This is a genomic window from Empedobacter sp. GD03865, assembly GCF_029840775.1.
Taxonomy (GTDB): Bacteria; Bacteroidota; Bacteroidia; order Flavobacteriales; family Weeksellaceae; genus Empedobacter; species Empedobacter falsenii_B.
The window spans coordinates 1-25,878 of sequence record NZ_JAOCDF010000016.1 but is presented as its reverse complement, the minus strand read 5'-3'; the positions used below and the strand labels follow the sequence as shown (position 1 = coordinate 25,878).

Annotated in this window: 21 protein-coding genes and 1 pseudogene; 8 read left to right on the top strand and 14 right to left on the bottom strand. The window is 31.0% G+C overall.

Translation table 11 applies throughout. The features are described 5' to 3' along the window. From N5D46_RS07665 to N5D46_RS07630, 8 genes are all read right to left on the bottom strand, one after another. Positions 1 to 288, bottom strand: a complete 288-nt coding sequence (locus N5D46_RS07665; RefSeq protein WP_019975917.1) for an HU family DNA-binding protein — start codon at positions 286 to 288, stop codon at positions 1 to 3. Positions 289 to 420: 132 nt separating this feature from the next. Then, positions 421 to 1,362, bottom strand: a complete 942-nt coding sequence (gene fmt, locus N5D46_RS07660; RefSeq protein ID WP_280049646.1) for a methionyl-tRNA formyltransferase — start codon at positions 1,360 to 1,362, stop codon at positions 421 to 423. A 2-nt stretch (positions 1,363 to 1,364) separates the two neighbouring features. Continuing rightward, complete coding sequence (locus tag N5D46_RS07655) at positions 1,365 to 3,227, bottom strand: ATP-dependent DNA helicase RecQ (RefSeq protein ID WP_125349839.1); 1,863 nt, start codon at positions 3,225 to 3,227, stop codon at positions 1,365 to 1,367. Between the two features lie 170 nt (positions 3,228 to 3,397). Next, complete coding sequence (locus tag N5D46_RS07650; protein ID WP_219034993.1) at positions 3,398 to 3,679, bottom strand: hypothetical protein; 282 nt, start codon at positions 3,677 to 3,679, stop codon at positions 3,398 to 3,400. Positions 3,680 to 3,750: 71 nt separating this feature from the next. After that, the gene (locus N5D46_RS07645; RefSeq protein WP_280049644.1) at positions 3,751 to 4,752 is read right to left on the bottom strand and encodes a hypothetical protein; all 1,002 of its coding nucleotides are present in this window, start codon (positions 4,750 to 4,752) and stop codon (positions 3,751 to 3,753) included. Between the two features lie 61 nt (positions 4,753 to 4,813). Continuing rightward, positions 4,814 to 6,856: a S9 family peptidase gene (locus N5D46_RS07640; protein WP_280049643.1), complete on the bottom strand. Its 2,043-nt coding sequence runs from the start codon at positions 6,854 to 6,856 to the stop codon at positions 4,814 to 4,816. 36 nt (positions 6,857 to 6,892) lie between these two features. Then, positions 6,893 to 7,648, bottom strand: coding sequence for a hypothetical protein (locus N5D46_RS07635; RefSeq protein ID WP_280049642.1), 756 nt, complete (start codon positions 7,646 to 7,648; stop codon positions 6,893 to 6,895). A gap of 7 nt (positions 7,649 to 7,655) precedes the next feature. Then, a complete protein-coding gene (locus N5D46_RS07630; RefSeq protein WP_280049641.1) occupies positions 7,656 to 8,414 on the bottom strand; it encodes a hypothetical protein in 759 nt (252 codons plus the stop codon). Positions 8,415 to 8,602: 188 nt separating this feature from the next. Between N5D46_RS07630 and N5D46_RS07625 the strand changes: the two genes are divergently transcribed. Further along, a complete protein-coding gene (locus tag N5D46_RS07625; RefSeq protein WP_125349843.1) occupies positions 8,603 to 9,355 on the top strand; it encodes a glucose 1-dehydrogenase in 753 nt (250 codons plus the stop codon). A gap of 83 nt (positions 9,356 to 9,438) precedes the next feature. After that, positions 9,439 to 10,095 (top strand): fructose-6-phosphate aldolase, encoded by a 657-nt coding sequence (gene fsa / locus N5D46_RS07620; RefSeq protein WP_125349844.1) that lies wholly within the window; start codon positions 9,439 to 9,441, stop codon positions 10,093 to 10,095. Positions 10,096 to 10,481: 386 nt separating this feature from the next. Here fsa and N5D46_RS07615 read toward each other — a convergent pair whose 3' ends face one another. The 4 genes from N5D46_RS07615 to gldJ all read right to left on the bottom strand — a co-directional run bounded on the left by N5D46_RS07615 (position 10,482) and on the right by gldJ (position 15,197). Beyond that, positions 10,482 to 11,591: an endonuclease gene (locus N5D46_RS07615; protein ID WP_125349845.1), complete on the bottom strand. Its 1,110-nt coding sequence runs from the start codon at positions 11,589 to 11,591 to the stop codon at positions 10,482 to 10,484. 85 nt (positions 11,592 to 11,676) lie between these two features. Next, positions 11,677 to 12,201: a hypothetical protein gene (locus N5D46_RS07610; protein ID WP_038331434.1), complete on the bottom strand. Its 525-nt coding sequence runs from the start codon at positions 12,199 to 12,201 to the stop codon at positions 11,677 to 11,679. A 21-nt stretch (positions 12,202 to 12,222) separates the two neighbouring features. Then, positions 12,223 to 13,503, bottom strand: a complete 1,281-nt coding sequence (murF, locus tag N5D46_RS07605) for a UDP-N-acetylmuramoyl-tripeptide--D-alanyl-D-alanine ligase (RefSeq protein WP_280049640.1) — start codon at positions 13,501 to 13,503, stop codon at positions 12,223 to 12,225. A 65-nt stretch (positions 13,504 to 13,568) separates the two neighbouring features. Further along, positions 13,569 to 15,197 (bottom strand): gliding motility lipoprotein GldJ, encoded by a 1,629-nt coding sequence (gene gldJ / locus N5D46_RS07600; protein WP_280049673.1) that lies wholly within the window; start codon positions 15,195 to 15,197, stop codon positions 13,569 to 13,571. A 164-nt stretch (positions 15,198 to 15,361) separates the two neighbouring features. Between gldJ and porU the strand changes: the two genes are divergently transcribed. From porU to N5D46_RS07580, 4 genes are all read left to right on the top strand, one after another. Next, the gene (gene porU / locus N5D46_RS07595) at positions 15,362 to 19,225 is read left to right on the top strand and encodes a type IX secretion system sortase PorU (protein WP_280049639.1); all 3,864 of its coding nucleotides are present in this window, start codon (positions 15,362 to 15,364) and stop codon (positions 19,223 to 19,225) included. Positions 19,226 to 19,262: 37 nt separating this feature from the next. Then, positions 19,263 to 20,444, top strand: coding sequence for a type IX secretion system outer membrane channel protein PorV (gene porV / locus N5D46_RS07590; RefSeq protein WP_280049638.1), 1,182 nt, complete (start codon positions 19,263 to 19,265; stop codon positions 20,442 to 20,444). Positions 20,445 to 20,570: 126 nt separating this feature from the next. Then, positions 20,571 to 21,491 (top strand): pirin family protein, encoded by a 921-nt coding sequence (locus N5D46_RS07585; RefSeq protein WP_115000764.1) that lies wholly within the window; start codon positions 20,571 to 20,573, stop codon positions 21,489 to 21,491. Beyond that, positions 21,484 to 21,885: an OsmC family protein gene (locus tag N5D46_RS07580; protein ID WP_115000762.1), complete on the top strand. Its 402-nt coding sequence runs from the start codon at positions 21,484 to 21,486 to the stop codon at positions 21,883 to 21,885. Before N5D46_RS07585 ends, N5D46_RS07580 begins: the two co-directional genes overlap by 8 nt. Before the next feature lie 50 nt (positions 21,886 to 21,935). On the opposite strand, the gene N5D46_RS07575 is transcribed toward N5D46_RS07580, so the two are convergent. Further along, the gene (locus N5D46_RS07575; RefSeq protein WP_280049636.1) at positions 21,936 to 22,841 is read right to left on the bottom strand and encodes a polysaccharide deacetylase family protein; all 906 of its coding nucleotides are present in this window, start codon (positions 22,839 to 22,841) and stop codon (positions 21,936 to 21,938) included. 79 nt (positions 22,842 to 22,920) lie between these two features. Next, positions 22,921 to 23,736, bottom strand: coding sequence for an HAD family hydrolase (locus tag N5D46_RS07570; protein ID WP_280049635.1), 816 nt, complete (start codon positions 23,734 to 23,736; stop codon positions 22,921 to 22,923). A gap of 283 nt (positions 23,737 to 24,019) precedes the next feature. Here N5D46_RS07570 and N5D46_RS07565 point away from each other — a divergent pair, with 283 nt between their 5' ends. Next, entirely contained in the window at positions 24,020 to 24,388 is a 369-nt protein-coding gene (locus tag N5D46_RS07565) for an SDR family NAD(P)-dependent oxidoreductase (RefSeq protein ID WP_260391996.1), read from the top strand. 73 nt (positions 24,389 to 24,461) lie between these two features. Then, positions 24,462 to 25,818: pseudogene (locus N5D46_RS07560) on the top strand (IS3 family transposase). Positions 25,819 to 25,878: the final 60 nt, after the last annotated feature.

Genomic DNA, 25,878 nt, shown 5'->3' with positions numbered 1-25,878 from the left:
TTATTTTTTCTTTTTTGTATCAACTGCTCCTGATAATTCAGATCCAGCTTTAAATTTAGCTACTGTTTTAGCAGCAATTTTAATTTCTTTTTTAGTTTGTGGGTTGATACCTGTTCTTGCAGCTCTCTCAGAAGTTGAGAAAGTACCGAATCCTACTAAAGCAACTTTGTCTCCTTTTGCTAAAGCTTTAGTTACATTTTCTGTAAATGAGTTTAAGGCTTTTTTAGCAGCTTCTTTAGAAATTCCAGCGTCAGCTGCAATCGCATCGATAAGTTCTGATTTGTTCATAGTTGTAACTTTTTAAATTAATTTATACACAAATATACTCTTTCCCTTTATTTGTGCAAGTTTCAACGCAAAAAATTTCAAGAAAAATGCAAAATTTTATGAAATCTGTGTCAAAAATCAGTAAATAAGTACTTATTTTACGAATAAGGTATCCTCGTTTTGATGTCCATTGATGAAATCTTTGGCTGTCATACGACGCTTTCCTTCCGGTTGAAGTTCTAAAATTTCGTAAACTCCTTGAGGTAGATTGATATAAAGGTTATTTTTTTGTAAAATTAATTGATAATCTTCTCCATCTACAACAATATCCGTTTTTAGACCAGCATATATTTTTAACGATTTGTAATTTTCGCCATTTCCAAAAGTTGTCCACGCACATGGATAAGGAGAAAGTCCTCTAATTTTGTTGTGAATAGCAGTAATTGAATCGTTCCAATCTATTTTACAATCTTCCTTAAAGATTTTTGGAGCATGTTTTAATTCTGTTGTTTCATCTTGCGGATGAGGTTTTAATGAATCATTTTCTAAACCATCCAACGTTTTCACGACTAATTTCGCACCGATATGCATCAATTCGTCATGAATTTTACCAACATTATCATTTTCTCCAATTTCTACTTTATCAGAAATTAAGATATTTCCGGTATCAATTTTTTCATCAATTAAGAAAGTTGTTACTCCAGTTTCCTGATCACCATTCATCACAGCCCAATTAATTGGTGCAGCTCCGCGATACTGAGGAAGAAGTGAACCGTGTAAATTGAATGTTCCTTTCGACGGAATTGACCAAACAACTTGTGGCAACATACGAAAAGCTACAACAACAAAAACATCAGCATTCCAGCTTTTTAATGTTTCGATAAAAGCTTCGTCTCGTAATTTTTCTGGTTGAGCCAAAGGCAAATTATGTTCAACTGCATATTTTTTGACATCAGAAATATTCATTTTTTGTCCTCTACCAGACGGTTTATCTGGAACAGTAACAACTCCAACTATTTCGTGATGACTATTTGTATTGATTTCATTCAAAGATGTCGCCGCAAATTCGGGCGTACCCATAAAGACTACTCGCATTTTTATTCTATTAGTTTATAAGAATCGAATCCAATTGGTTGAACTCGCATTTCGTCTATCAAATATTGCAATTCTTCGACGATTTTATCTTTTGGCGAATTTATGAATTTTGAAAGGATTTCGGCTTGCGTTTTTGTACCTTCTTTCAAATATTCAATTAAATCGGTTGAATTAAAGTTTTCATTTTGTTTTTTGGATTGACAAACATCGCATTTACCACAATTTTGATCAGATTTTTGATTAAAATATCCAAATAATAAACGTTCTCTACAAATTGTATTTTGTTCGGCATAATAAGCCATAGCTTGCAAACGTTTCCAATTATTCACTTGAATTGCTTCGAAATCTTTCCACAATTTATTTTTAAACGCATTAGAATCGCGCGGAACAAGAAATCTAAATCGCGCTAAAAATCGATCCGAATAATCAATAGAACCATTTTTTGCATATTCGTGTAAGCTATTCCTAATGTCGCCAATACTCATATGCAATTCAAACGCCATTTTACTTTCCGAAATTTCTCTATTATAAGTGTAAATTCCAGGGTAATGACGTTGTAAATAATCAAAAATTCGGTTTTCATTCAAATTAATCGAATGTGGTGACGCCAAAATTTGAATGCTACTATTTTGTGAATAATTTTTTTGCTGAATGATTTCTTTCGTATTTAAAAACTCTAAAAATTGAAGAACCATTTTAAGATTTAAACCAAATTTTTCGGCAAATTTTGGAAGATCCAATTGATAATTCATTTCCGTTAATTCGCCTTCCGCTAATTGCAATTGACTAAACAAACAATTCCCAATTTTGATAAAATCTTGTTGCGAAGGTAAATTCGCTTTGAAAATATTTTCTGCTTGAATTCGATCATCAGGATTGTACAAATAAATTCCATACGATTCCTGTTCATCACGTCCAGCGCGCCCAACTTCTTGGTAATACGCTTCTATTCCTTGTGGCAAATCGATATGAAAAACGGTACGAACATTTGGTTTGTCTATTCCCATTCCAAACGCATTTGTCGAAACCATAATTCGCGAATTACTTAACATCCAATCTTGCTGTTTTTGCTCTTTTTCGTCTTTGGTTAATTTGGCGTGAAAAAAATCGGCATCAAATCCATTTTGACTTAAAAAACTTGCAATTTCGTAGGTTAATTTTCGATTTCGAACAAAAATAATACTCGAACCAGGATATTTTTTTAAATAATAAATCAAATCATTTTTCTTATCAGCTGAAAGAAAAACATTGTACGAAAGATTTTCCCTTTTTAAAGAAGATTTAAATACTTCGGGATTATCTAACTCTAATTTTTCTACAATTTCTTGCTGAATTTTTTCTGTCGCTGTTGCAGTCAACGCTAGGATTGGAACTTTAGGAAGAATAGTTTTTAACCTCGAAATTCGATGATATGCAGGTCGAAAATCATGTCCCCATTCGGAAACACAATGCGCTTCGTCAACTGCAAGCAAACTAATATTGATTTGTTTCAATCGTTCAACAAAAATTCTACTTTGCAAACGCTCTGGTGAAACATATAATAATTTGATTTTGTTGTTTTGACAATCGTCCAAAATTTTCCCAATTGTATTTTGATCAATTTCATTGGTGATATATGCCGTAGAAATTCCTTTTGATTGTAAATTCTGAACTTGATCTTTCATTAACGCAATAAGCGGCGAAATGACCAATGTTAATCCATCAAAAATAATCGCTGGAACTTGATAACAGATAGATTTTCCGCCACCAGTCGGCAAAATTGCCAACGTATCTTTACCTTCCAAAATGCTTGAGATGATTTCCTCTTGCGGCGTTTTGAAAGAAGGATAATTCCAATACTTAAAAAGAATTTCTTTTGGTGTCAAATTACAAAGCTTTGTTGTAAATTTAGGTAAAATCTGCGATTTTATGTTTAAACTTAAAACTTCATTAGTTATTTTTTTTAAAAATTGTAAATAATTTTATGCTTTTATAAGAAAAATAATGGGGTGATTTTGGTTTAATTACTTAATCAATGAATTTATCATTTTTTATATTATCCGATAGATATCCCATTATAATAAACATAAATAATTGAAATCATTAAGACTATAGATTCAATGATCCAAATAAATTTTATCGGAATTTTTATACTTATTATAATAAGTTGTTCAATTAATAAAATAAAAAAGAAAATAATTAATCCAAAAAAAGCGATTGTTCCACCCAAGGCATTTCCTCCATTATTATCAATAAAAAGATAGTTTATAGACATAAATAAAAGGAAGAGTTCTAAAATACTCAACACAATTAATATTGGTGTAAGTTTAAATTTCATTTTAAAATAGATTCCAGAAAGTACAAAGCTTTGTTGTAAATTTAGGTAAAATCTGTGATTTATTAGAAGAATTAATCGATTATACCCTTTTTGTATTTTACAAAAAGTGAAATTTCATTCACTAATAAAACAATATTAAATCCTAAAAATAAAAGAATTTCTGAACTCATATTGAAGTAAGCTAATCGATCTTGCAAAATCATAAAAGGGGCTACAATTGCGGCTGATAAAAAAATACTGAAAAAAGCAGATTGAATAAGTGTTGCAATGCGAATCATATTTCGTTTTGCAACTTGTGATGGATTAATTATCAGAATAATAGAATTGAAAGTAATAAATGCAATAATTCCTGTATTTATTGATAGAAATGATGAAGAATCAAATGATTGAAAGATATATTTCAAGCTGAAATAAATTCCTTTATCGTAACAAAATTTACAGAAAATAATGAATGATATAATCGTAACGCTTATCGTAATTGCCTTATTAATTCTGCTTTCTTTTGGTGTTGCAACTAATCTTTTTCCAGTCAAAATGGAAGGAATATAATTTTTGTTTCCGTCTAAATAATTGTACAACAAAACAATAATGGAAAATCCAGTAAAAATAAAAAGTGATAACAATTGTAAAACTAAATCTTGTTCAATCAATTTATAATTTAAATCAGATTCATAAACTTCATTTGGAACAAAAATATAAATTCCAATCATCGTAACGACATAGAGTTGATAAACAATTCCCCAAGCAGGATTTAGGTAAAAAGGCTGATTATAATCTTGGACAATTTCGCTATAACTTTTTTTATCTCTGAAACTATTTGATTCTTCATCAAAATTGGTAGAATTATGAAAAATTATACCAGTAACTGCAATAAAGAATATTGAAGCTATTGCTCCAAAAAATACAAAAGCTGTGATTTGATCGTCAAAAAAGTAATTAGCTCCTACGATTAATGTCGGTGTAATAAGAAATACAATCCATTTTGGACGAATGCTTACTTGCCAAATTTCTTTGAGAATAAGTGTTTGAAATCCAGCAATTGCTAATCCAAAGATTAAGAAAATAAAGGTCATAGAGTAGGTTTGGTTAAAAATACAAAAAGCCAACAAATTTGTTGACTTTTTGATTTGAAATTTATTCTGTAATCCCTTCTAACATAAATAAGAAAGCATCTTCTTTTGCATCTTCTTTCAATGACTCGAATCGACCAGAAGCACCACCGTGTCCTGTATCCATATTTGTATCTAAAAGTAGAATGTTATTATCTGTTTTTAAATCTCTTAATTTCGCTACCCATTTTGCAGGTTCCCAATATTGTACTTGAGAATCGTGCAAACCTGTCGAAACATAAAGGTTTGGATAAGCTTTTGCTTCCACGTTATCGTATGGCGAATACGATTTCATGTAATCGTAATATTCTTTTTCGTTCGGATTTCCCCATTCATCATATTCCCCTGTTGTCAATGGAATAGAATCGTCTAACATTGTTGTCACAACATCCACAAAAGGAACTTGCGCAATTACCCCATTGAATAATGTTGGCTCGTAATTAATCACAGTTCCCATCAACAATCCACCAGCAGAACCACCCATCGCGTACAAGTGTTTTGATGAAGTATAATTTTGTTGAATCAAATATTTTGCAGCATCAATATAATCAAAAAATGTATTTTTCTTTTCTAACATTTTTCCATCTTCATACCATTCGCGACCAAGATATTGACCACCACGAATATGCGCAATCGCATAGATAAAACCTCTATCCAAAAGACTTAATCGAACCGAACTAAAATAAGGCTCGATCGTGTAACCATACGAACCATAAGCGTAAAGTAGAAGAGGAGTTTCGGCAGAAAGAGGCGTATCTTTTCGACGAACCAATGAGATGGGAACCATTTCTCCATCACGAGCTTCTGCCCAAATACGTTCAGAAATATAGTTTTCTTTATCAAAATCACCTATAACAACTTGCTCTTTTTTGATTTCGAATGTTTTATCATTCATGTTAAAATCAATCACAGAAGAAGGAGTTGTCAATGATGTATATCCGTAACGTAAAATGTCAGTATCAAAATCTGGATTTGTGCCAACATTTGCTGTATAAGTTTCTTCGTTAAATGGTAAATAATAATCCGTTGAATTATCCCACGCTTTGATATTCATCTGCAATAAACCATTTGTGCGCTCTTCGATAACCAAATAATTTTTGAAAATTTCGAAACCTTCAATCAATGTTTCTTCACGATGAGGAATCACATCAATCCAATTTTCTTGTTCTGTTTTTTCGACAGAAGTTTTCATTAATTTGAAGTTAAACGCATCATCTTTATTGGTTTGAATATAAAATGAATCACCAAAATGTTCGATTGAATATTCTAAATCACGTTCTCTTTTTTGAAAGATTTTAAACTCAGCATCTGGTTGATTAGAAGGAATATATCTAAACTCATCTGAAACAGTACTTGAAGATCCAATAATGATGTAATCTCTTGATTTTGATTTGTAAACAAACGCATTGAACGTATCATCTACTTCTTCAAAAACTAAGACATCATCTTCTTGTTTTGTCCCTAATTTGTGTTTCCAAATTTGATAAGCTCGCAATGTTTCATCTTTTATTGTATAAAATAAAGTCTGATTATCAGCCGCCCAAACAGAACCTCCAGTTGTGTTTTCTATTTTATCTGAAAGAATTTCTCCAGTTGTTAAATCTTTGATTTGAATCGTATAGATTCTTCGCGAAACATTGTCAACCCCAAAGGAAACCAATTGATTATTTGGCGCCATCGATATTCCGCCCAATTGATAATACGAATGACCCTCTGCCATTGTATTAACATCAAAAAGAATTTCATCTGGATTCTCTAAACTATCTTTACGACGTTTGTGAATCGGATATTCTTTCCCTTTTTGATATTCCGTCAAATACCAATAACCATTCAATTTGTACGGAACAGACGAATCATCTTCTTTGATTCGCGCTTTCATTTCCTCAAAAAGCTTGGTTTGTAAAGCTTCTGTTGGTTGTAGAATAGCTTTTGTATATTCGTTTTCTTGGTTCAAATAATCGATAACTTCAGAGTTTTCACGATCATTCAACCAATAATAATTATCGATGCGGATATCTCCGTGTTTTTCTAATTTTTGTTCTATTTTTTTCGCAATAGGTGCTTGCATTTTCTATAATTTAAGGTGCAAATGTACTATAAAAACTTACTTTGAATAAGTTGTAGTTGACCAAGATTTATCACCTGTTTTATATTCGATGATGATATTATTTCCGTTCAAATAGCCAATTGTTTGGTAATTTCCGTTTTGAGAAATCACTGTCACATGGAAAATATTTTGTTGAGCAGCTGGATAAAATTGTGCAATAACTTGTGAATTTTCTTGGTCGATTAATACAAATTCGTTGTTATTTGTACTTGCTGTTGTGTAATTTTTTCCGTTTGATTTGTAAACGTTTTTGTTTTCTACAGTTTTATTTGACACTTGCGTAACGACTTTATTCGTTGTTTCTTTAATAGTTGTTGTATTTTCTGTTTTAGTTACAGGTAAATCTTTTGCATTTTGTTTTCCAACCTGATTCATAGCAAATGTTAAGGCTTCTTGATAACCTTTTGTAAAATCTTTTTCTTTTGACGAACCTTCATAAGTTGAAATCACATTATTATTACAGTCTGTAAACGTTACTTTTAATTTATTTTTAAAAGCAACAGAAGTATTTTCAATATTTGCTTTTGTAGCTAAACAAGGATTGATTTGCACATCTAAAGGAATAGAATTTTCATTTACAACTTCATAATCTTTTTTTCTCAAAGCAGTTTTCAATCCTGTATTCAATTGATAATCTTCTTTTACGAAATCTTTAAAGAGTTGAGGAACGATAACATATTTATAATCAGCTACATTTTGTGCTTGTAATGACGATAAAGCAATAAGAAATAAACTTGATAATATAATTTTCATAGCAAGATTATTTAGCTGATAATTTAACATCTTTCCAACTATTATTTTCAGAAACTTCATACGAAATTGTATTTCCACTGATGTATCCTACCGAAAAATAATTCGAATTTCCTTTAGTAACAATTACTCTGTAAATTCCATTTTTTAGGGTCGGTTCAAATTTTGCAACAACTTGATTTCCATTTTCGGACATCAACATAAAACCACCATTTTGCAGTTCTATTTTTTGATACGTAGTTGTTCCATCTGTCAACAAATTAGTAGCTGTTACCTGAGTTCCTTTTAGTTCTGGTATATATGCAGTTGTTGTTTCTGTTTGGGATTTATCTAATTTTACCATCTGAACAGAAGCTTTCGCATTTTGGGATTTTAAAGGATTTAAAGCTAGTTTTATAGCTTCTTGGTAACCTTTGTCATATTCTTTAATCTTAGAAGTTCCTTCAAATTTTTCAATATTTTTATTAGAACAATCCGTAAAACTTACCTCTAATTTATTATTTAAAAAACTTTTAACTTTTAAAATATCCGCATTCAAAGCTAAACAAGGATTTTGCACAACTTCTTGTGGCCAAGAAGATTTATCAGAAGGTAAAACTTCATATTTTTTCTGCGTTAATATATATCTTAATCGATTACTTAATTGATATTCATCTTTATCAAAACTAGAAAATTTTTCAGGAATATTGATGTACTTATAATCACTTGTTTCTTGTGCATTTATAGTAGAAAAACTACATAAAAGTATAGCAGCTATTAAATTTTTCATTTAAAAAGTTATTTGTATCAAATATAAAAAAATAGAATTGTTTTATCCTAAATATATTTGTTATGCTGAATTTTTCATTTCAAAATAGTTAATAAAATTGAATCATTTCAAATAATATTATTTGTAAGAAATGATTTATAGATCTGATTATAAATGATTAACTTTATTTAAATTAAAATCATAAAATTATGTCAAGTTTAAAAGATAAAGTTGCGATTGTAACTGGAGCTAGCTCTGGAATTGGGAAAGCTGTTGCTGAATTATATGCCAAAGAGGGTGCGAAAGTTGTGGTTTCGGATATTAATGAAGAAGGTGGAAATGAAGTAGTAGAAATTATCAAAAAGAATGGAGGAGAAGCGATATTTTTCAAAGCTGATACTTCTTCGCCAGAAGATAATGAAGCATTAGTAAATAAAACGCTTGAAGTTTATGGAAAACTTGATATAGCTTGTAACAATGCTGGAATTGGTGGTCCTGCCGAGCTGACTGAAAATTATCCGTTAGATGGTTGGAAAAAAGTAATAGATATCAATTTTAATGGTGTTTTTTACGGATGTAAATATCAATTACAAGCAATGGAAAAGAATGGAGGAGGTTCTATTGTTAATATGGCTTCTATTCATGGTACTGTCGCTGCGCCAATGAGTTCGGCTTATACTTCTGCAAAGCATGGAGTTGTAGGTTTGACGAAAAACATTGGAGCGGAATACGGACCAAAAAATATTCGTTGTAATGCAGTTGGACCAGGTTATATTATGACGCCTTTGTTGTCGAATAATTTGAGTGCAGATCATTTAGAGTTGCTTGTTACAAAACATCCAATGGGTCGTTTGGGACAGCCAGAAGAAGTTGCGGAGTTGGTTTTATTCTTAAGTTCGGACAAAGCATCCTTTATGACAGGCGGTTATTACCTTGTTGATGGAGGATATACAGCGGTTTAAAATATTTTTGATCGAATCTTCAAGATTAAATGGTTTTCTATAATTTAATCCTTAATTTTGCCTGAACGAAATACAAACAAACAATGAAATTTTTTATCGATACAGCTAACTTAGCTGACATTAAAGAAGCCCAAGATTTAGGAGTTTTAGATGGTGTAACAACAAATCCATCTTTAATGGCAAAAGAAGGAATTACAGGTCAAGAAAATATTTTGAATCACTACAAAGCAATTTGCGAATTAGTTGACGGAGATGTTTCTGCTGAGGTAATTTCTACTGATTTCGAAGGAATGGTAAAAGAAGGTGAAGCTTTAGCAGCATTAAATCCTCAAATCGTAGTTAAAATTCCTATGACGAAAGATGGTGTAAAAGCGTGTAAATACTTTTCTACAAAAGGAATTAGAACTAACGTAACTTTAGTTTTCTCTGTAGGGCAAGCATTATTAGCTGCAAAAGCTGGTGCAACTTACGTTTCTCCATTTATCGGACGTTTAGACGATATTTCGACAGATGGTTTAAACTTAATCGAAGAAATTCGTTTGGTTTATGATAACTATTTGTACGAAACTCAAATTTTAGCCGCTTCAGTTCGTAATACAATGCATATTGTAAACTGTGCAAAAATTGGTGCTGATGTTATGACAGGACCTTTATCATCAATCTTAGGATTGTTAAAACACCCATTAACAGATTCTGGATTAGCACAATTCTTAGCTGATTACGCAAAGGGGAACCAATAATTTGAAATAGAATTTTCTATATATGAGTCGCTTAATTTTAAGCGACTTTTTTTATGAATTTATATTAATGAAAAGCTTTTAATTATCAAGTTGATAAAAATAGTGTTAATAAATAAAAAAAGATGTTTTATTGTGAATAATATAAAATTATTAATTGTAAATTGATAAAAGTATTAGAAACTAAAATATTTCTTATTAGTATGTTAAAAACATTTATTTTATTATCAGTCACGCTTGGTATCCCTTTTTTATTAATCATGTTTCTATATGGAAGCACATTTTTTAAGAAAAATATCAATAATGACTAATAATTTTTTCCATTTACTAGAATAAAAATCCTTCACTTGTATGAGCGAAGGATTTTTTTATGATGGTTTGATTAATGATTATTTTATTACAACTCTTTTGTTGATTTCCATTTGTTTTCCAACAACTTTGATGATATAAACACCTGGAGTTTTGAAATTAACTTCAACTTCTTTTTGATTTGATGAATTAGAAACTTCATTAATTAATTGTCCGTTGAAATTAAAAACAGAAACTTTCTGAATTGATTTCGAATTATTTTCAAGTTTAACTTTAATCGAACGATTTGTTACATTGTAAACTGAAACATCATCACGCTTTTGATATTCGAAATCTCCAGTTCCTAAATTCGAACCCCAAATTTTTTCTGCATATTCAGGATGATCAATAAATGGGTTTCTGTTTTTTTGGTATCTGTAGACTAAATTATTAATATCTTTTTCACGATCAGAAACAGGATCATTTAAATGCCAAGTCATTAATATTTTCAAGAAAGTGTCTGTAAAAACTTTATCTTTTGTTTTATTAAACATAGCATAAGACCAACTCTGAATACCATTTTCTTGATAACGAGTAGCAAAATAAAAATAAGCACGAGCTATATCACCTTTAAACTCATCAATTGGTTCGAAAACTGTTCCAGAAAATCCCGCAGAGTATCCAGAGTTTTTATTACTTCCTAATTTAGAGCCATTTAAAGAAGTGTATGTTGCACTTTCAACAACTCCATAAGGAAAATTATCTCTTTTATTATTAACATAACCATCAGTTGGCCAGATATGGAATGCATCTGCAACCATAGGAGAGTTTTTATTAAAAACACTTTGAGGAATAATATGCTCTCTGTTGTAGCAGTCTCCTTCATTTTTATAACCAGAACTGCCACATTGATCTGAAGATTTTATAAAATTATAAGGATCAATTTTTTTCGGTATCTCTGAATAAATATCATAAATAGAATTATCTTTTTCATCATATTTATCTAAAAAACCATTATCAGAATCTGTTCTATTATAAAGTGTCCATAATCCGCCATATGTTAAATCTGTATGGTTTTTTATTATTTCATATAGCTGTGTTTTTAAGGTAAAGCTGCTACCAGTTGCAGTGTCGTAATAGTTACTTGGTGCTTGCGCTGACGCTAAAACACTTACTGTAAATATAGATAAAGAACATAAAATTTTTTTCATAAACAATTTAGCTAAAAAAAGCTGTGATTTCCACAGCTTGTACTTTGTATAAATTTATGAAATTTAAAGTTTACTAATTGTTAAATTACTTACTGTAATTCTGATAAATCACCAATGAATCTTGAATTTGATTATTCAATAATTTATATAAATCTGGTTGGTTTAAAGAGACTCCACCTATCGATTTCAATTTTTTCTGAAAATTCTTAGAGCCTGACAAAAATTTTGCTCGATAAGAATCTCTATCCATGACTTTTTTGGCTTGTAAATCTTTAAAATCTTTTCTGATTTTTCGCGCATATAATTCAGACAAGTCAAATTGCAACTGCATTTCTTTTAAAATTTCTGCATGTTGCATAGATAGCCACGAATTACTTTCGTCAAATTTATTGGTAACCCAAAGTTCAGGAAGTTCTCCAGTAGATTCTGCAATTTGCCAACCTAATTTTGAATCTAAAAATCCTTGAGGAACCTTTGTTTGAATAGGTTTCTTTTTAAAGTTTTCGTAATTAAGTTTTACATCTTTTTTCCATTCAATTACAGATTGTGCTTGAAGAGAATGATATGTGAAAAAAGAAATTAAAATAAAAAATAAACTTGATTTATTCATCAGATAATCAGTGTGTTGATTTTAAATATTTTCTAATAAATCAAGTCTCATGCCATGAGAACCTTTTATCAAAATATTTTGAGTTTTGATTGGATTTTCTTTCAAATATTCTTCAAAGGCAACGCGGTTTTCAAATTTTTGAACTTTTGGATTATTCGTAATTGTTTCGCCAAAATTATGTCCTAAAATAAAAATTTGATCAAAATCTAAACTTTCAGCTAAATCTAAAATACGTTGATGCTCAGCTTTGGATTCTTCTCCAAGCTCGAACATATCACCAATAATAATTGTTTTAGAACCTTCAAATTTTGCAAAATTATTTAACGAAGCTTCCATACTACTTGGGTTTGCGTTGTAAGCATCCATCACAATTTTGTAATTTTCTTTATTGATAATTTGTGAACGATTATTTGATGGAAAATAATTTTCGATTCCGTTTTGAATAGATTTTGCGTCAATCCCGAAATGTTGTCCAATTGCAATTGCACACGAAATATTGCTAAAATTGTAGTTTCCTGTTAAATGTGATTGAATTTTTAAATCTTGATATTTAACCGCCAAATATTCAGTTTCACTTTCTATCAATTCGATTTGAACATTAGCATTATGTTGATCAGAAAATGTAATTCGATTAATATCCTCAGTTTTTTCAACTTGAATTGGATCATTAAAATTGACAAAAGCAGTTCTGTTATTTGCTCTCAAAAAATCATACAATTCAGATTTCCCTTTAATCACACCTTCAATTCCTCCGAAACCTTCTAAATGAGCTTTACCAAAATTAGTGATATATCCATAATCTGGTTGAGAAATAGAAGCCAACAATTCGATTTCTTTTTGATGATTCGCACCCATTTCGATCACAGCCATTTCTGTATCTTCTGGAATAGAAAGTATAGTTAAAGGAACTCCGATGTGATTATTCAGATTTCCGAAAGTATAATGCGTTTTGAATTTCTCTTTTAAAACAGCTGAAATCAATTCTTTTGTCGTTGTTTTCCCATTAGAACCAGTCAATCCAATAAATGGTATTTTAAGGTAATTACGATAAGTTCTCGCTAAATCTTGTAAAGCTTCTAAGGCATCATTAACCAAAAAAATATTTTGAGATGTATTTTCAAATTCTTTTTCGTCAACAATTGCCATTGCAGCTCCTTGATTGATCGCTTCTTGAGCGAAAGTATTTCCATTAAAATTAGCTCCTTTTAAAGCAAAAAAGATACAATTTTGTGAGATGTTGCGTGTATCAGTCGTAACTATTTTCGATTTAAGAAATTGATCGAATATTTCTGCTGTTTTCATAATGTAAAAATAAAAAATCTCGATGAAATTAATCACCGAGATTTAAAATATTTTGAAAAGGATTATTATCCTCTACGTTTACGTTTTGATTCGAAACTACCAGAGTATTCTTGTGCTACACGGAAACCAATCCAGTTTGTTGCACTTGCTTGGTGTAAGTAACGTCTTTGTCCTGGATCTATCCAGTAAATAGGGTCTTTCCAAGAACCACCTTTTACAACACGTGTTTCATCAGAGATGTCAGAAGTACGTTTAGAAGAATCTTTTTCTAAAATTACACGACCTTTTTCATCTACTCTAAATTTACGTTGAGGAGCGTTGTACATATCTTCTGTCGCTTGATCAGCAGATTTACCTTCCTCTGTACGTGGTGATAAAGAAGAATTAGGGTCACCATCACGATAATTTGTTAAATCGTATTCTGTTTGTTTTTTGTAAGCACCTGGTAATCCTCTATAAACTAAACGTCCGTTGTCTAAAGTATCATATTCAACATTTGTTTCGTCATATTTTTCAAAACCACCTGCTCCGTTGTCAATTTTTGTTTTTAAAATATTTCCACGGTAGTAGTTGAAATCGTTTGCTTCTTCGTCAATAATTGGACGATAAACATCAGAAACCCATTCAGCAACGTTTCCTAACATTCCATAAAGACCAAAATCATTTGATGGATATTTACGAACATCACTTGTAATTGCAGAACCATCGTTTCCAAATCCTCCAATACCAGAGTAATCTCCACGTCCTTGTTTGAAGTTATCTAAATACTGACCTCTTTGAGCACCTTTTGTAACTCTCAAGTTATTTTGAGCAACATCCTTTCCTTTGTATTCATTGTATTCACGATTTCCAGGTAAAGCTAATGCTGCATATTCCCACTCGGCTTCTGTAGGTAAACGGAAAGGTTGAACTTCTAAAGAACCTGTAGCACGATTTGCTTTTAAGATACGAGCATTTTGAGTTTTGATTTGATTCGCTTTCATAATTTTAGTCGAATCAATCGCTTCGTTAACATTTGTATCGCCTAACTTATATTGCTCTGCATTAAATGTCTTATTTCCGTAATTATAATCCTCATTGTTGTAGTAATCTTTTGATAAGATTCCTTTATTCATTAAGGCTTTTTCGTTTGCGCGGTCTGTTAACCAATCACAATAATTAACAGCTTGTAACCAAGAAATACCAACTACTGGATAATAGCTGAATTCTGGCGAAAATAAATAATTTTCTGTAGAGAAATCATCACGAGATAATTGATTGTTAAAAACCGTTTCATCTGGTAATGCTCCATTGTAAATATCCTTGTATTGCGTGTCTTCTGGAGGGAAAACAACTTTCAACCAAGTTAAGTATTCTTTGTATTCGTAGTTTGTAACCTCAGTTTCACCAATGAAGAAAGATTTTACTTGCATACGAACAGGAGAATTATTCCAATCGTGTAATACGTCATCTTTCGTAATTCCCATCGTAAAAGATCCACCTTCGATGAAAACCATTCCAGGCCATGCTTTGATGTTTTCTTTCTTTTTACCTGAAAAAAACCAACCTTTACTATCGTTTGGTTTCCATCCTGTACGACTTGTGAAATTTTTTGTTCCACCTCCTTTTTTCTTTCCTGAACTGCTTGCACAACCCATGAATACACTCATAGTAACAGCTGCAAGGGCAAGAGAAAAAATACGTCCTTTATTCATTTTCATAGAATATTTCTGGTTTTCGAAAATTAAATTTAATGCAAATAAAAGCATTTGACATTAATCTTACAACGAAAAAATGCTTTATTTCTTGTATCAAACGTAAGAATTATTTTTTTATTTTACGATTGAAAATATATTTGTCAAAATAGCGTTATTCAGACATGAAGAAATATTTTATTTTAGTTGCAACTTTGCTTCAATTTCCTCAATTGTTTAGTCAAAATTACAAAATAAATTGGGAGAATAATCAAACAATTTCTTTAACGAATGGAAATAAGGTAAATGTGCCGTTTTTTTCGAATAAAGATAATTATTTTGTTGGAGGATATTTTCTTCCAGAATTTGTCGTTGAGTTAAATTCTACAAATCAAGAAGTTGAATTGTCAAATGTACAATTTAGAGAAGTACAGAACGAATTGGCTGATTTGAACACCTTTTCGATTACAGATAAAATTAATTTTTCTTCATATAATATTATCGATAAAAATGGTCAGCAAAAACTAATTGTTAAAGTTGTGCCATTTGTCAAACAAAATAATAATATTTTAAAAATAGAATCTTTCTCAATTGTTCCGAAATTAATACAATCTCGAAAAACATCTTCTCGAAAATTAATTGATAATTCGACTACAAGTGTTTTGAAAACGGGAGATTGGTACAAAATAAAAGTTTCTAAAGATGGCGTTTTCAAATTAGATAAAAGTTTCTTTACTAAAAATGGAATTCCGACCAATTTTAATCCAAAATCGCTAAAAATCTATGGAAATGGTGAAGGGCGTTTGATGGAAAATTTGACGGAAGGACGAAAAGGAGCGCTGAATGAAATTCCAATAAAATTTGTAGGAGGCGAGGATGGAAGTTTTGATAACAATGATTACGCGTTGTTTTATGCAAAAGGTCCGCATCAGTGGTACAGAAATAATACGACAACGTTGAAAGATGCAAAAGTTCGCTATAATTTATATGATGATTTTGCTTATTATTTTATCAGTTTTAATGGAGAAGATGGCAAAAGAGTAGGAGAACAGGCGCTTACAGCAAGTCCTATAAAAACTTTTTCGACTTTTGATAATTTACAATTTCATGAAAAAGATTCGATTAACTTAAATGGTCTTGGGCAAATTTGGGTTGGAGAAAATATTGGCTTGAAAGATGGTTTCAAGAAAACGTTCAAAGCGAATGCTGTAAATGGTGGAGAAGCATATTTGCGTTATGCGGTGGTTGGAAAAAATGCAAACAATACATCATATAGCGTTAATTTAAATGGACAAACTTTTACTCATTCTTTAGGAAACTCTTTATTTGATAGAAATATTCAAGATAAAACAGTTTCATTAGGTTCAAATTCTATCGATATTGCGGTTTCTTCTAACGGAACCAATCCTTCTGGTTTAGCATATTTAGATTATTTACAATTACGTTTCAAAGATGGTTTAACCTATAATAATGAGCAATTTACTTTTCAGTTTTTAGAAGATATTAATGATGGAAGTGTGAATGCTTTTTCATTGAATAATGCTGCAAATGTTTCTGTTTGGAATGTTTCTGATATTCATTCAATTTCTTCAATTGTTCCACAAAGTAATTTGTATAAATTTAGTACAAATCATCTGAATCAGTTTGTCGCTTTTAAGGATGAAAATGCTTTTAATGATGCAAAATATGTTGGAAAAGTAGCAAATCAAGATATTCGTAGTTTAACCGATATTAATTATATAATTGTCACACATCCAAAATATTTAGCAGATGCTCAACGATTAGCAGATTTCAGAAAAAATCATGATAAAATAAATGTTGCAGTTGTTACAACGGAACAAGTTTACAACGATTTTTCTTCTGGGAGTCAAGATCCTATTGCGATTCGTGATTTCTTTAAATTCTTAAAAGATGGGTCAAGTCCAAATTTAGAATATGGCGTTTTGTTTGGAGCAACAACCTATGATCCGAAAAACAGAGTAAAAGATTTTACAAATTATCTTCCCACTTTTACAGACGAACCTTCTCTTAATATTGATGGTGCGATTGCAACCGACGATTATTTTGCAATGTTAAATGATAATGTAAAAATGTTATCGAATAGCGTAGATGGAATTTATAGTTACGATGCCAATTGGTTTGAAATAGCTGTAGGACGAATTTCTGCTTCTAACTCTGCTGAGGCAAAGATTTTGGTTGATAAAATAATTTCGTATTATGGTAAAGTTCAAGGAAAAGGAACTTCGTATGGCGATTGGCGAACAAAAATTGTTGCAGTTACGGATAATGACAATAATGTAAATACTCCAGGTTTAAATGCCAAAATTGATACAGAATTTTCTAAGCCTGAGAATCAAATTTATACGATTAATAAGATATATTCGGGAGCTCATCAACCCGAAAGTACTTCTGCTGGTGTTCGATATCCAACCGTAAATCAAGCAATTCTGAATGGAATCGAGTTAGGTTCAAACTTCTTGATGTATTATGGTCATGGTGGTCCTCGTAGTTGGGCGCAAGAACGAATTATAACAGCTGAAGAATTAACAAATTTATCCAATTTTAATGCAGCTTATTCACGTTTACCTATCGTCACAACTGTTACTTGTGATTTTACAATTTGGGATTTACCGCAATATAATTCTGCTGGTGAAGCAATGTTGAAAAATGCAAATGGTGGAGCGTTATCTATGATTACGACTAACCGTCCGATTGGAACAGGCTATGGAGATTCGATGAATAATTTTTTGATCGAACAATTTTTTAAGAAAGTTGGAATAGAAAATCAAACAATTGGTAAAGCGCTTAATGAAGCAAAATTAAATTATTCTCCAAAACATCAAAATAACAAAAGTGTAAGTATTCTTGGAGATCCGATGTTAGTAATTCATCGTCCACAACAAGATATTGAAATATTAAGCATCAAAAATAAAAAAGATGTAGATGCCCTTGCTGGTGGTAAAATGCAAGCATTAGATTTTATAACGATTACAGGTAAAGTAAATCAATTATCTAATACTTCTATTGATAATAGTTTCAATGGGAAAATTGCGATTAGTTTGTATGAAAAACCTGAAACGAAAACCATTTTATCGGAGTCTGATTGGGCTGGAAAAACTTTCGAAACAGAAAATAAAACAATTTATAAAGGAACAGGAAAAGTTGAAAAAGGTGAGTTTACGATTCAATTTTATGTTCCGAAAGATATCAATTACGAGCTAGGAAATCGTAAAATAAAATTTTATGCTTGGGATGAGAAAGATGGTAAAGATGCATCGACTTTAAAAACAATTACGATTGAAGGAATTAATGAAGAAGGATTAAATGATGATGAACGTCCGCAGGGCAAGTTATATATGAATAATCTTCATTTTGCGAATGGAGGAATTACAGATCGTTCGCCTTATTTGGTGGGTTGTTTAACTGATAATTCGGGTATTAATGCAACAGGATCAAGTATTGGACACGATATTGTAGCAACACTTGATGGAAAAGTACAAGATGCTTATGTGTTGAATGAATATTATGATGGAGGTGATGCAAATCCTTGTGTCAATAAGAATTTCGAGGATTACCAGAAAGGACAAGTAATGTATCAATTGAAAAATCTTGAACTTGGTCAACATACTGTGAATTTAAAATTTTGGGATATCAACAATAATTCGAATACTGCAACGTTAGACTTTGTAGTAATGGAAAATGGAACAGGACAATTGCATATTGATAAATTGCTAAACTGGCCAAATCCATTTACTAAGAATACGTTTTTCCATTTTGAACATAATTGTGATTCTGAGTTAGATGTAATGGTTCAGATATTTACAATTTCAGGAAAATTAGTCAAAACGATTCGTAAAACTGTTTCAGCAGAACCTTTTAGAGAAGGATATCGAACAGGTAAATATGCGATAGAATGGGATGGTTTGGATGATTTTGGCGATAAAATAGGAAAAGGTGTTTATATTTACAAGGTCAATGTGAAAGGTGTTGATGATACGGTTTGTAAAGGATCAGCCACCGCAGTTGAAAAACTTGTCATATTAAAATAATAAACAAAAAGAAAAAATATAATCAATAATATAACGAATGAAAAAAATTACAGCAAGTTTATTGATTTTAGCATCAGGATTTACTTTTGCTCAAAATAAAGATGAAGTTAATAATCCGATAATGACAGGAGCTCCATTTTTAAGAATTTCTCCAGATGCACGTGCTGGTGGTTTGGGAGATCAGGGAGTTGCAACTTCTGCGGATAATTATTCTCAATTTTGGAATGCGGCAAAGTATTCTTTTGCTCCTGATTATTCTGGTGTAGCTTTTTCGTATACGCCTTATATGGGATCTTTGGTGAATGATGTCTTTTTATTGAATGCTACTTATTATACGTTTTTAGGTCAAGATGAACGTAGTACATTAGGAGCAAGTATCTATTATTTCAATATGGGAGAAATAGAACTTAACCAATTACAAGGAACTGATATTGTTTCGATGGGAAAAGCAAAACCAAATGAATTCTCTATCGATTTATCATATGGTTTACGTTTAACGGATAACTACTCGATGGCGGTAACTGGTCGTTTCATTCGTTCAGATTTATTCAATGGAGTAAGCGATGGTACAGTTCAGCCAGCAAATACATTTGCAGTTGATTTAGCAGGTTATTATCAATCAGAAACAATGGATACCAACAATTTTGAAGGAAAATTACGTGGAGGTTTCCAAATCTCTAATATTGGTCCAAAATTAGATTATTCAAATTCAGAAGATAATGCATCTTATTTACCTACAACATTGCGTTTAGGTGTTGGATATGATTTCAAATTTGATGATTATAATAAAGTAGGAATTACAACAGAGTTTTCTAAATTGTTAGTTCCAACTCCAACATACGAAAAAGATGAAAATGGAAACCCAATTCCTGGTACAGGATATATTCCTAATAAAGGAGTAATGTCTGGAATTTTTAGTTCATTTGGAGATGCTCCTGGAGGAGGAAAAGAGGAGTTAAAAGAAATTATGTATTCTATTGGAGCAGAGTATTCTTATAATGATGCATTATTTATTCGTGCGGGTTATTTCCATGAAAGCCCAATGAAAGGAGATCGTCAACACTTGACATTAGGTTTAGGACTAAAATACAATGCATTTGCATTTAATGCGTCTTATTTAATTCCAATGTCAGATACAAACAATGCTTTAGAAAACACATTACGTTTCGGTATTGCTTGGAATTTTGGTGGAGAAACACAAAATAATTACGATTACTAGAAATCGTTAAGATTAAGTTATAATTGGCTAACCTTTTGGTTAGCCTTTTTTTATTTATTAACTTAAATCAAGTTTTAAATTAATAGTTAAAACTAATTTTACATCAATAAAAAAACTAAACTTATTATGTCTAACGTTGGATTAATTTTAGAAGAAAAAGCTGCTGATATAGGAAATTTTTTGGTAGGTAGATTATTACCATTTCGTCAAAAAAGACATGTCGGACCATTTGTATTTATCGACCATATGGGACCAACAAAAATGAAAGATTATCAAAATCTTGATGTTGGACCGCACCCACATATTGGTTTATCAACTTTGACTTATTTATTTGAAGGAGCGATTATGCATCGCGATAGTTTGGGAACTGAATTAGAAATTCAGCCTGGAGCTGTGAATTGGATGACTGCAGGTAAAGGTGTTGTGCATTCTGAGCGAACTCCTGAATATTTACGTACAACTGAAAAAACATTGCATGGATTACAAATTTGGGTGGCTTTGCCAAAAGAATTAGAAAATATGGAACCAAGTTTTGTTCACGTTGAAGCAGATAAATTACCAAATTGGTCAGACGAAAATGCAGATTATAAATTGATTGCAGGTAAGTTTGGTGAACATACTTCTGGCGTACCTGTTTATTCTCCTTTATATTTTATTGAAATTAAAGCTAAAAATGATTTCAAAGTTTCATTGGGAAAAGATTTGTATGGAGAATCTGCTTTGTATGTCTTAGAAGGTTCTATCAAAGATGGAGGAGAAACGTATGGAACAAAACAATTATTAGTAGCGAAAGAAGCTACTTTGTGTGAGTTTGAAATTGCGGCTGGTTCTACCGTTTATATTTTTGGAGGGGAAGAATTACCAGAAGAACATTTTATCTTTTGGAATTTTGTAAGTTCTTCAAGAGAAACGATTGAAACGGCGAAGGAAGATTGGATTAATCATCGTTTTCCTAAAGTTCCAGGTGATGACGATTATGTTCCGATTCCGCAAGCGCAACAAAAAACTAAAGTAAAAGAAAACGAAAAACAAATTGATAATGAGTGATATTAATGTAACGTCAACTTCGACGGATAAAAATTATATTTCGAATATTAAAGCAGGAAAACACGAATTTAATGTAGATGAACCTTTAGACAAAGGAGGTTTGGATACAGCTGCAAAACCAAGCGAATTATTGGGAGCTGCATTGGCTTCTTGTACTTCGATTACTTTGCAAATGTATATGAATCACAAAGAATTTACTTACAAAAAAGTTGAGGTAGATGTCAATTTTGATATGATTACAACTGAGCCAATCACTTTTCAACGTCATGTTATCATAGAAGGCGATTTCGATGAGAAACAACAAACAAGATTACTGAAAGTTGCAAATTCTTGTCCTGTGCACAAAGTATTAGAAAAAGGTCACGAGATAGAAACAACGATAGAGTTTATTTAATAAAAAAATCCACTTCAGATGAAGTGGATTTTTTTATCTTAATATTTTATCTAGCTAATCCTGGTTGGATATCCCGAAATTCCTTCGATTACAATTTTCGGATTACGTTTCAATAAAACAATTAATTGTCTTAATTTTTCTGCATTATAATCTTCATTAAACATATCATCGTGCATTAAAATTACCAAATGATTTTTTTCGAATGTTTTATTTTGATCCAAACGATGTACAATTCCTTCGTATATTTTTTCAGGCGAAGAAAGTTGATGATTTGCAGATTTTTTTCCACTTCTTTCCCATTCATAATCCCAACCGTAAATATAATATTGATTTTTAGCCAATAAATCAGCTGCTGGAATTGCATTTTTTACTGGATCGTCTTTTTTACGTTTGTTCAAACGCCATGTGTTACGCGCAGGCAAACGCACCCAACGAGAATGTATATCTAATACCACCTCATTTTTGCGAATATCTTCGTAAACATTTTCTGGTACATTGTAAAAAGCTTTGTATTTGTTGCGAGCATGCGAAAAAGTATGGTTAGCAATTTCTACATTTGGATTAGCTTTATAATCTTCTACATGTTGTTTCAAATCTTTTGTAAAAGCATTAAAACCAACTAAGAAAACCGTTCCTTTTACATTTTCTTCGGTTAATATTTTATTGATATTTTTGCTTCCTTTATATGGACCATCATCAAAAGTTAGGTAGACATATTGTTTTGTCGAATCAATAGGATTTTGCTTTTCTTCTTTTGCAATAGTATCTAATTGCAAAGTAGATGAGTCAATTTTTACTGTATAAATAGAATCAACATCATTCTGCAAAATTTCTTTTGGCTCAGAAGAAGTTGTTGTTTGATTTTGAATAGGATTATTTTCGTTTTTACAAGAAAAAACAAAAAGTAAAGTTCCAATTGCAAGAAAGCTTTTTAGATGTTTGTTGATAGTGAACATTGATTGTTTAGGTTTTGTGCGAAATTAATAATTTAATCTGATTTGAAATGTTAAATGATTGATGTTATTTGTCAGATTATTAAGTGTTTACGGTTTTTAATTGTTGTAAATATTGCTTAATAACTTGAATTACACCATCTTCATCATTAGAAGGCGCTTTAAAATTCGCTACTTCTTTTACATTTTGATGCGCATTTTCCATTGCAAAACTATATTTTGCCAAGTGTAACATCTCCAAATCATTCATAAAATCGCCAAAAACAATGATTTCTTCAGAAGAAATATCCAATTTATTCATCAAAGCTTGTAATGCAACTCCTTTGTTCGATTTTTTATTCATAACATCTAACCAAACTTCGCCAGAAACCACAACTTTTAATCCATATTTTTCAAAATCAACTAATTTTGGAAATACATTAAATTCTGTTCCACCAACGTGATTTACTGCAATTTTAATGAATTGTTCATTTTCGATTTTAGTTAAATCATCAACCCAAATATTTTTATCGTAATAATTTTTAAAATATTCTAAAAAAGTTTCATCTTTCGATTCCACATAAGCGGCATTTTTGCCAGCCAAAACGATATTTGCGCCTTCTATTTTACGCACTTCTTCTACGATTTCTTTTACAACAGACCAATCTAATTCGTCAACAAAAATTTCTTCACCTTTGTAGGTAACATATGTTCCGTTTTCAGCAATAATTGCCAATTGATCTTTTATATTTTCAAAATAAGAAATGATACTATAATATTGACGACCACTTGCTGGTACAAATGTGATGTTGTTTTCTTTTAATTCTTCGTAAATTTTATTGAATTCTGGACTTAACGAATGATCAGAACGCAACAAAGTTCCGTCCATATCTGTCACGATTAGTTTTATATTTTGCATTGATTTTTTTCTTAAATAAAAAAGGTCTCATAATTGAGACCTTAAAGTTAGTTATAAATTTTTGGTTTATTCTTCTGCGTTGTTCACTTACTTAGATCTTTATAAAAAAATAAGAATCTTTTAACACTAAAAACACTAACTTTAAGTATTGTCAATTTCTACTATTTATTAGTATTTAATTCAAAAAAAGGAATCATATGGATACATCAAAATTATTTGATTAGCAGGAAAAACTGCTATTGTAACAGGAGATGGTAATGGTATAGGAAAAGCTTGTTGTGAAATGCTTGCGGCATATGGAGCTAATGTAGTGGTGTCGGATTGTATGATAGAACCTGCAAATAAAGTTGTGGAAGAAATTACATTAAAAGGAGGAAAGGCAATTGCATTAGAATGTAATGTGACAAAAGATGAGGCATTAGTAAATTTGGTTGAAAAGACGCTAGAAGCTTATGGACAAATTAATATTTTAGTAAATAATGTAGGTGGTGGTGGAGATGGAAGAGAAAGTCCATATGAAATTTCTGTTAATGAGTTTGAACGATTTTTTCAGATGAATTTTTTTAGTATGTGGCGTTTATGTCAGTTAGTAGCTCCACATATGAAATCTTCTGGCTACGGAAGTATTATCAATATGTCGTCTATGGTGTAAATCTTCAGCAAAAAGTGGACAGTTAAGACCTAAAAATTAAGTTAGTGTTTTCATTAAAACATTAACTTTAATTATGGCAAATTTTAAAAAGAAAACTCCAGAAAAATTTGTAAAAGATATCCGTAATAATACACGAAGAATTTTTACAGCTGAACAAAAGATATTAATCGTAATGGAAGCTTTACGAGCAGAGACTTCTATTGCTGAACTATGTCGAAAATATTCTATTTCACAATCTCAATTTTATAAATGGAATAAAGAGTTTTTGGAAGCTGGTAAAAAGCGACTTTCAGGTGATATAACACGTGAAGCAACGAGCGATGATGTTTCTGATTTACGTAAAGAAAACATGCGTTTAAAGGAGATTGTAGCCGATTTAGTTGTTCGCTATGATATCGTAAAAAAAACCTTGGACTCATTGGATTAATCAATAAATTCAAGAAATATATGCGATTATCAGCAAGTGAAAAATACGAGATTATTGAAGTTGTTACACGTTCAGAAATCGGTGTTAAACGGACTTTGGATGAGTTTGGTATTTCCAGAAGTACATTTTACAAATGGTATTCTAATTATCTTGAAAATGGATTTGAAGGTTTAGAATCAAAACGTCCATCTATTCATCGAAAATGGAACAGTATTCCCGAATCTCAGAAAGATTTGATTGTAGAATTAGCGTTAGATTATCCAGAATTATCGGCAAGGGAATTAGCCTTTAAAATGACAGATGAATTAGGAATTTTTATTTCAGAATCGAGCGTTTATCGGATATTAAAACAACGAGATTTGATTTCTGCACCCAATCATATCTTAATTTCAGCAGCAAATGAATTCAAGGACAAAACCAATTTTGTACATGAAATGTGGCAAACAGATTTTACATATTTCAAGATTATTGGTTGGGGTTGGTACTATTTGAGCACGATTTTGGACGATTACAGCCGCTATATTATTCATTGGGAGTTGTGCAGCTCGATGAAGGCTGAAGATGTAAAAAGAACCATCAAAAAGGCAATTGAAAAGGCTCAAATTAAAACCAAACAGAAACCAAAATTATTGTCAGACAATGGGCCTTGTTATGTTTCGAATGAATTAAAAGATTATTTGAAAAATACTCAAAAAATGAAACATGTTCGAGGAAAACCGCTTCATCTCAAACGCAAGGAAAAATTGAACGTTATCATAGAACAATGAAAAATGTGGTAAAATTGGATCATTATTATCATCCTGAAGAACTCATTTTCGCACTCGAAAATTTTGTCGAAAATTATAATAATCGCCGATATCACGAGGCTTTAGATAATTTGACACCTGCTGATGTGTATTTTGGAAGAGGTGATAAAATCTTGGAACAAAGAGCAATTATTAAACAAAAAACAATTGCAAAAAGAAGGCAATTGTATTTTCAACAAAAAATTCTAAATTTATAAATAAAACGCTCTCTTAATTTTTAGTTTAAAGTGTCTCATTTGTTTTGAAAACGTACAGTG

What these genes read in the sequence shown, in the direction of transcription:
- N5D46_RS07665 (WP_019975917.1), bottom strand. Translation starts at nt 288, where the DNA reads ATGAACAAATCAGAACTTATCGATGCGATTGCAGCTGACGCTGGAATT.
- N5D46_RS07615 (WP_125349845.1), bottom strand. Translation starts at nt 11,591, where the DNA reads ATGAAAAAAATTTTATGTTCTTTATCTATATTTACAGTAAGTGTTTTA.
- N5D46_RS07585 (WP_115000764.1), top strand. Translation starts at nt 20,571, where the DNA reads ATGTCTAACGTTGGATTAATTTTAGAAGAAAAAGCTGCTGATATAGGA.
- fmt (WP_280049646.1), bottom strand. Translation starts at nt 1,362, where the DNA reads ATGCGAGTAGTCTTTATGGGTACGCCCGAATTTGCGGCGACATCTTTG.
- N5D46_RS07625 (WP_125349843.1), top strand. Translation starts at nt 8,603, where the DNA reads ATGTCAAGTTTAAAAGATAAAGTTGCGATTGTAACTGGAGCTAGCTCT.
- N5D46_RS07575 (WP_280049636.1), bottom strand. Translation starts at nt 22,841, where the DNA reads ATGTTCACTATCAACAAACATCTAAAAAGCTTTCTTGCAATTGGAACT.
- gldJ (WP_280049673.1), bottom strand. Translation starts at nt 15,197, where the DNA reads ATGAATAAAGGACGTATTTTTTCTCTTGCCCTTGCAGCTGTTACTATG.
- porU (WP_280049639.1), top strand. Translation starts at nt 15,362, where the DNA reads ATGAAGAAATATTTTATTTTAGTTGCAACTTTGCTTCAATTTCCTCAA.
- N5D46_RS07630 (WP_280049641.1), bottom strand. Translation starts at nt 8,414, where the DNA reads ATGAAAAATTTAATAGCTGCTATACTTTTATGTAGTTTTTCTACTATA.
- N5D46_RS07650 (WP_219034993.1), bottom strand. Translation starts at nt 3,679, where the DNA reads ATGAAATTTAAACTTACACCAATATTAATTGTGTTGAGTATTTTAGAA.
- murF (WP_280049640.1), bottom strand. Translation starts at nt 13,503, where the DNA reads ATGAAAACAGCAGAAATATTCGATCAATTTCTTAAATCGAAAATAGTT.
- N5D46_RS07645 (WP_280049644.1), bottom strand. Translation starts at nt 4,752, where the DNA reads ATGACCTTTATTTTCTTAATCTTTGGATTAGCAATTGCTGGATTTCAA.
- N5D46_RS07565 (WP_260391996.1), top strand. Translation starts at nt 24,020, where the DNA reads ATGCTTGCGGCATATGGAGCTAATGTAGTGGTGTCGGATTGTATGATA.
- N5D46_RS07635 (WP_280049642.1), bottom strand. Translation starts at nt 7,648, where the DNA reads ATGAAAATTATATTATCAAGTTTATTTCTTATTGCTTTATCGTCATTA.
- N5D46_RS07570 (WP_280049635.1), bottom strand. Translation starts at nt 23,736, where the DNA reads ATGCAAAATATAAAACTAATCGTGACAGATATGGACGGAACTTTGTTG.
- fsa (WP_125349844.1), top strand. Translation starts at nt 9,439, where the DNA reads ATGAAATTTTTTATCGATACAGCTAACTTAGCTGACATTAAAGAAGCC.
- porV (WP_280049638.1), top strand. Translation starts at nt 19,263, where the DNA reads ATGAAAAAAATTACAGCAAGTTTATTGATTTTAGCATCAGGATTTACT.
- N5D46_RS07580 (WP_115000762.1), top strand. Translation starts at nt 21,484, where the DNA reads ATGAGTGATATTAATGTAACGTCAACTTCGACGGATAAAAATTATATT.
- N5D46_RS07640 (WP_280049643.1), bottom strand. Translation starts at nt 6,856, where the DNA reads ATGCAAGCACCTATTGCGAAAAAAATAGAACAAAAATTAGAAAAACAC.
- N5D46_RS07610 (WP_038331434.1), bottom strand. Translation starts at nt 12,201, where the DNA reads ATGAATAAATCAAGTTTATTTTTTATTTTAATTTCTTTTTTCACATAT.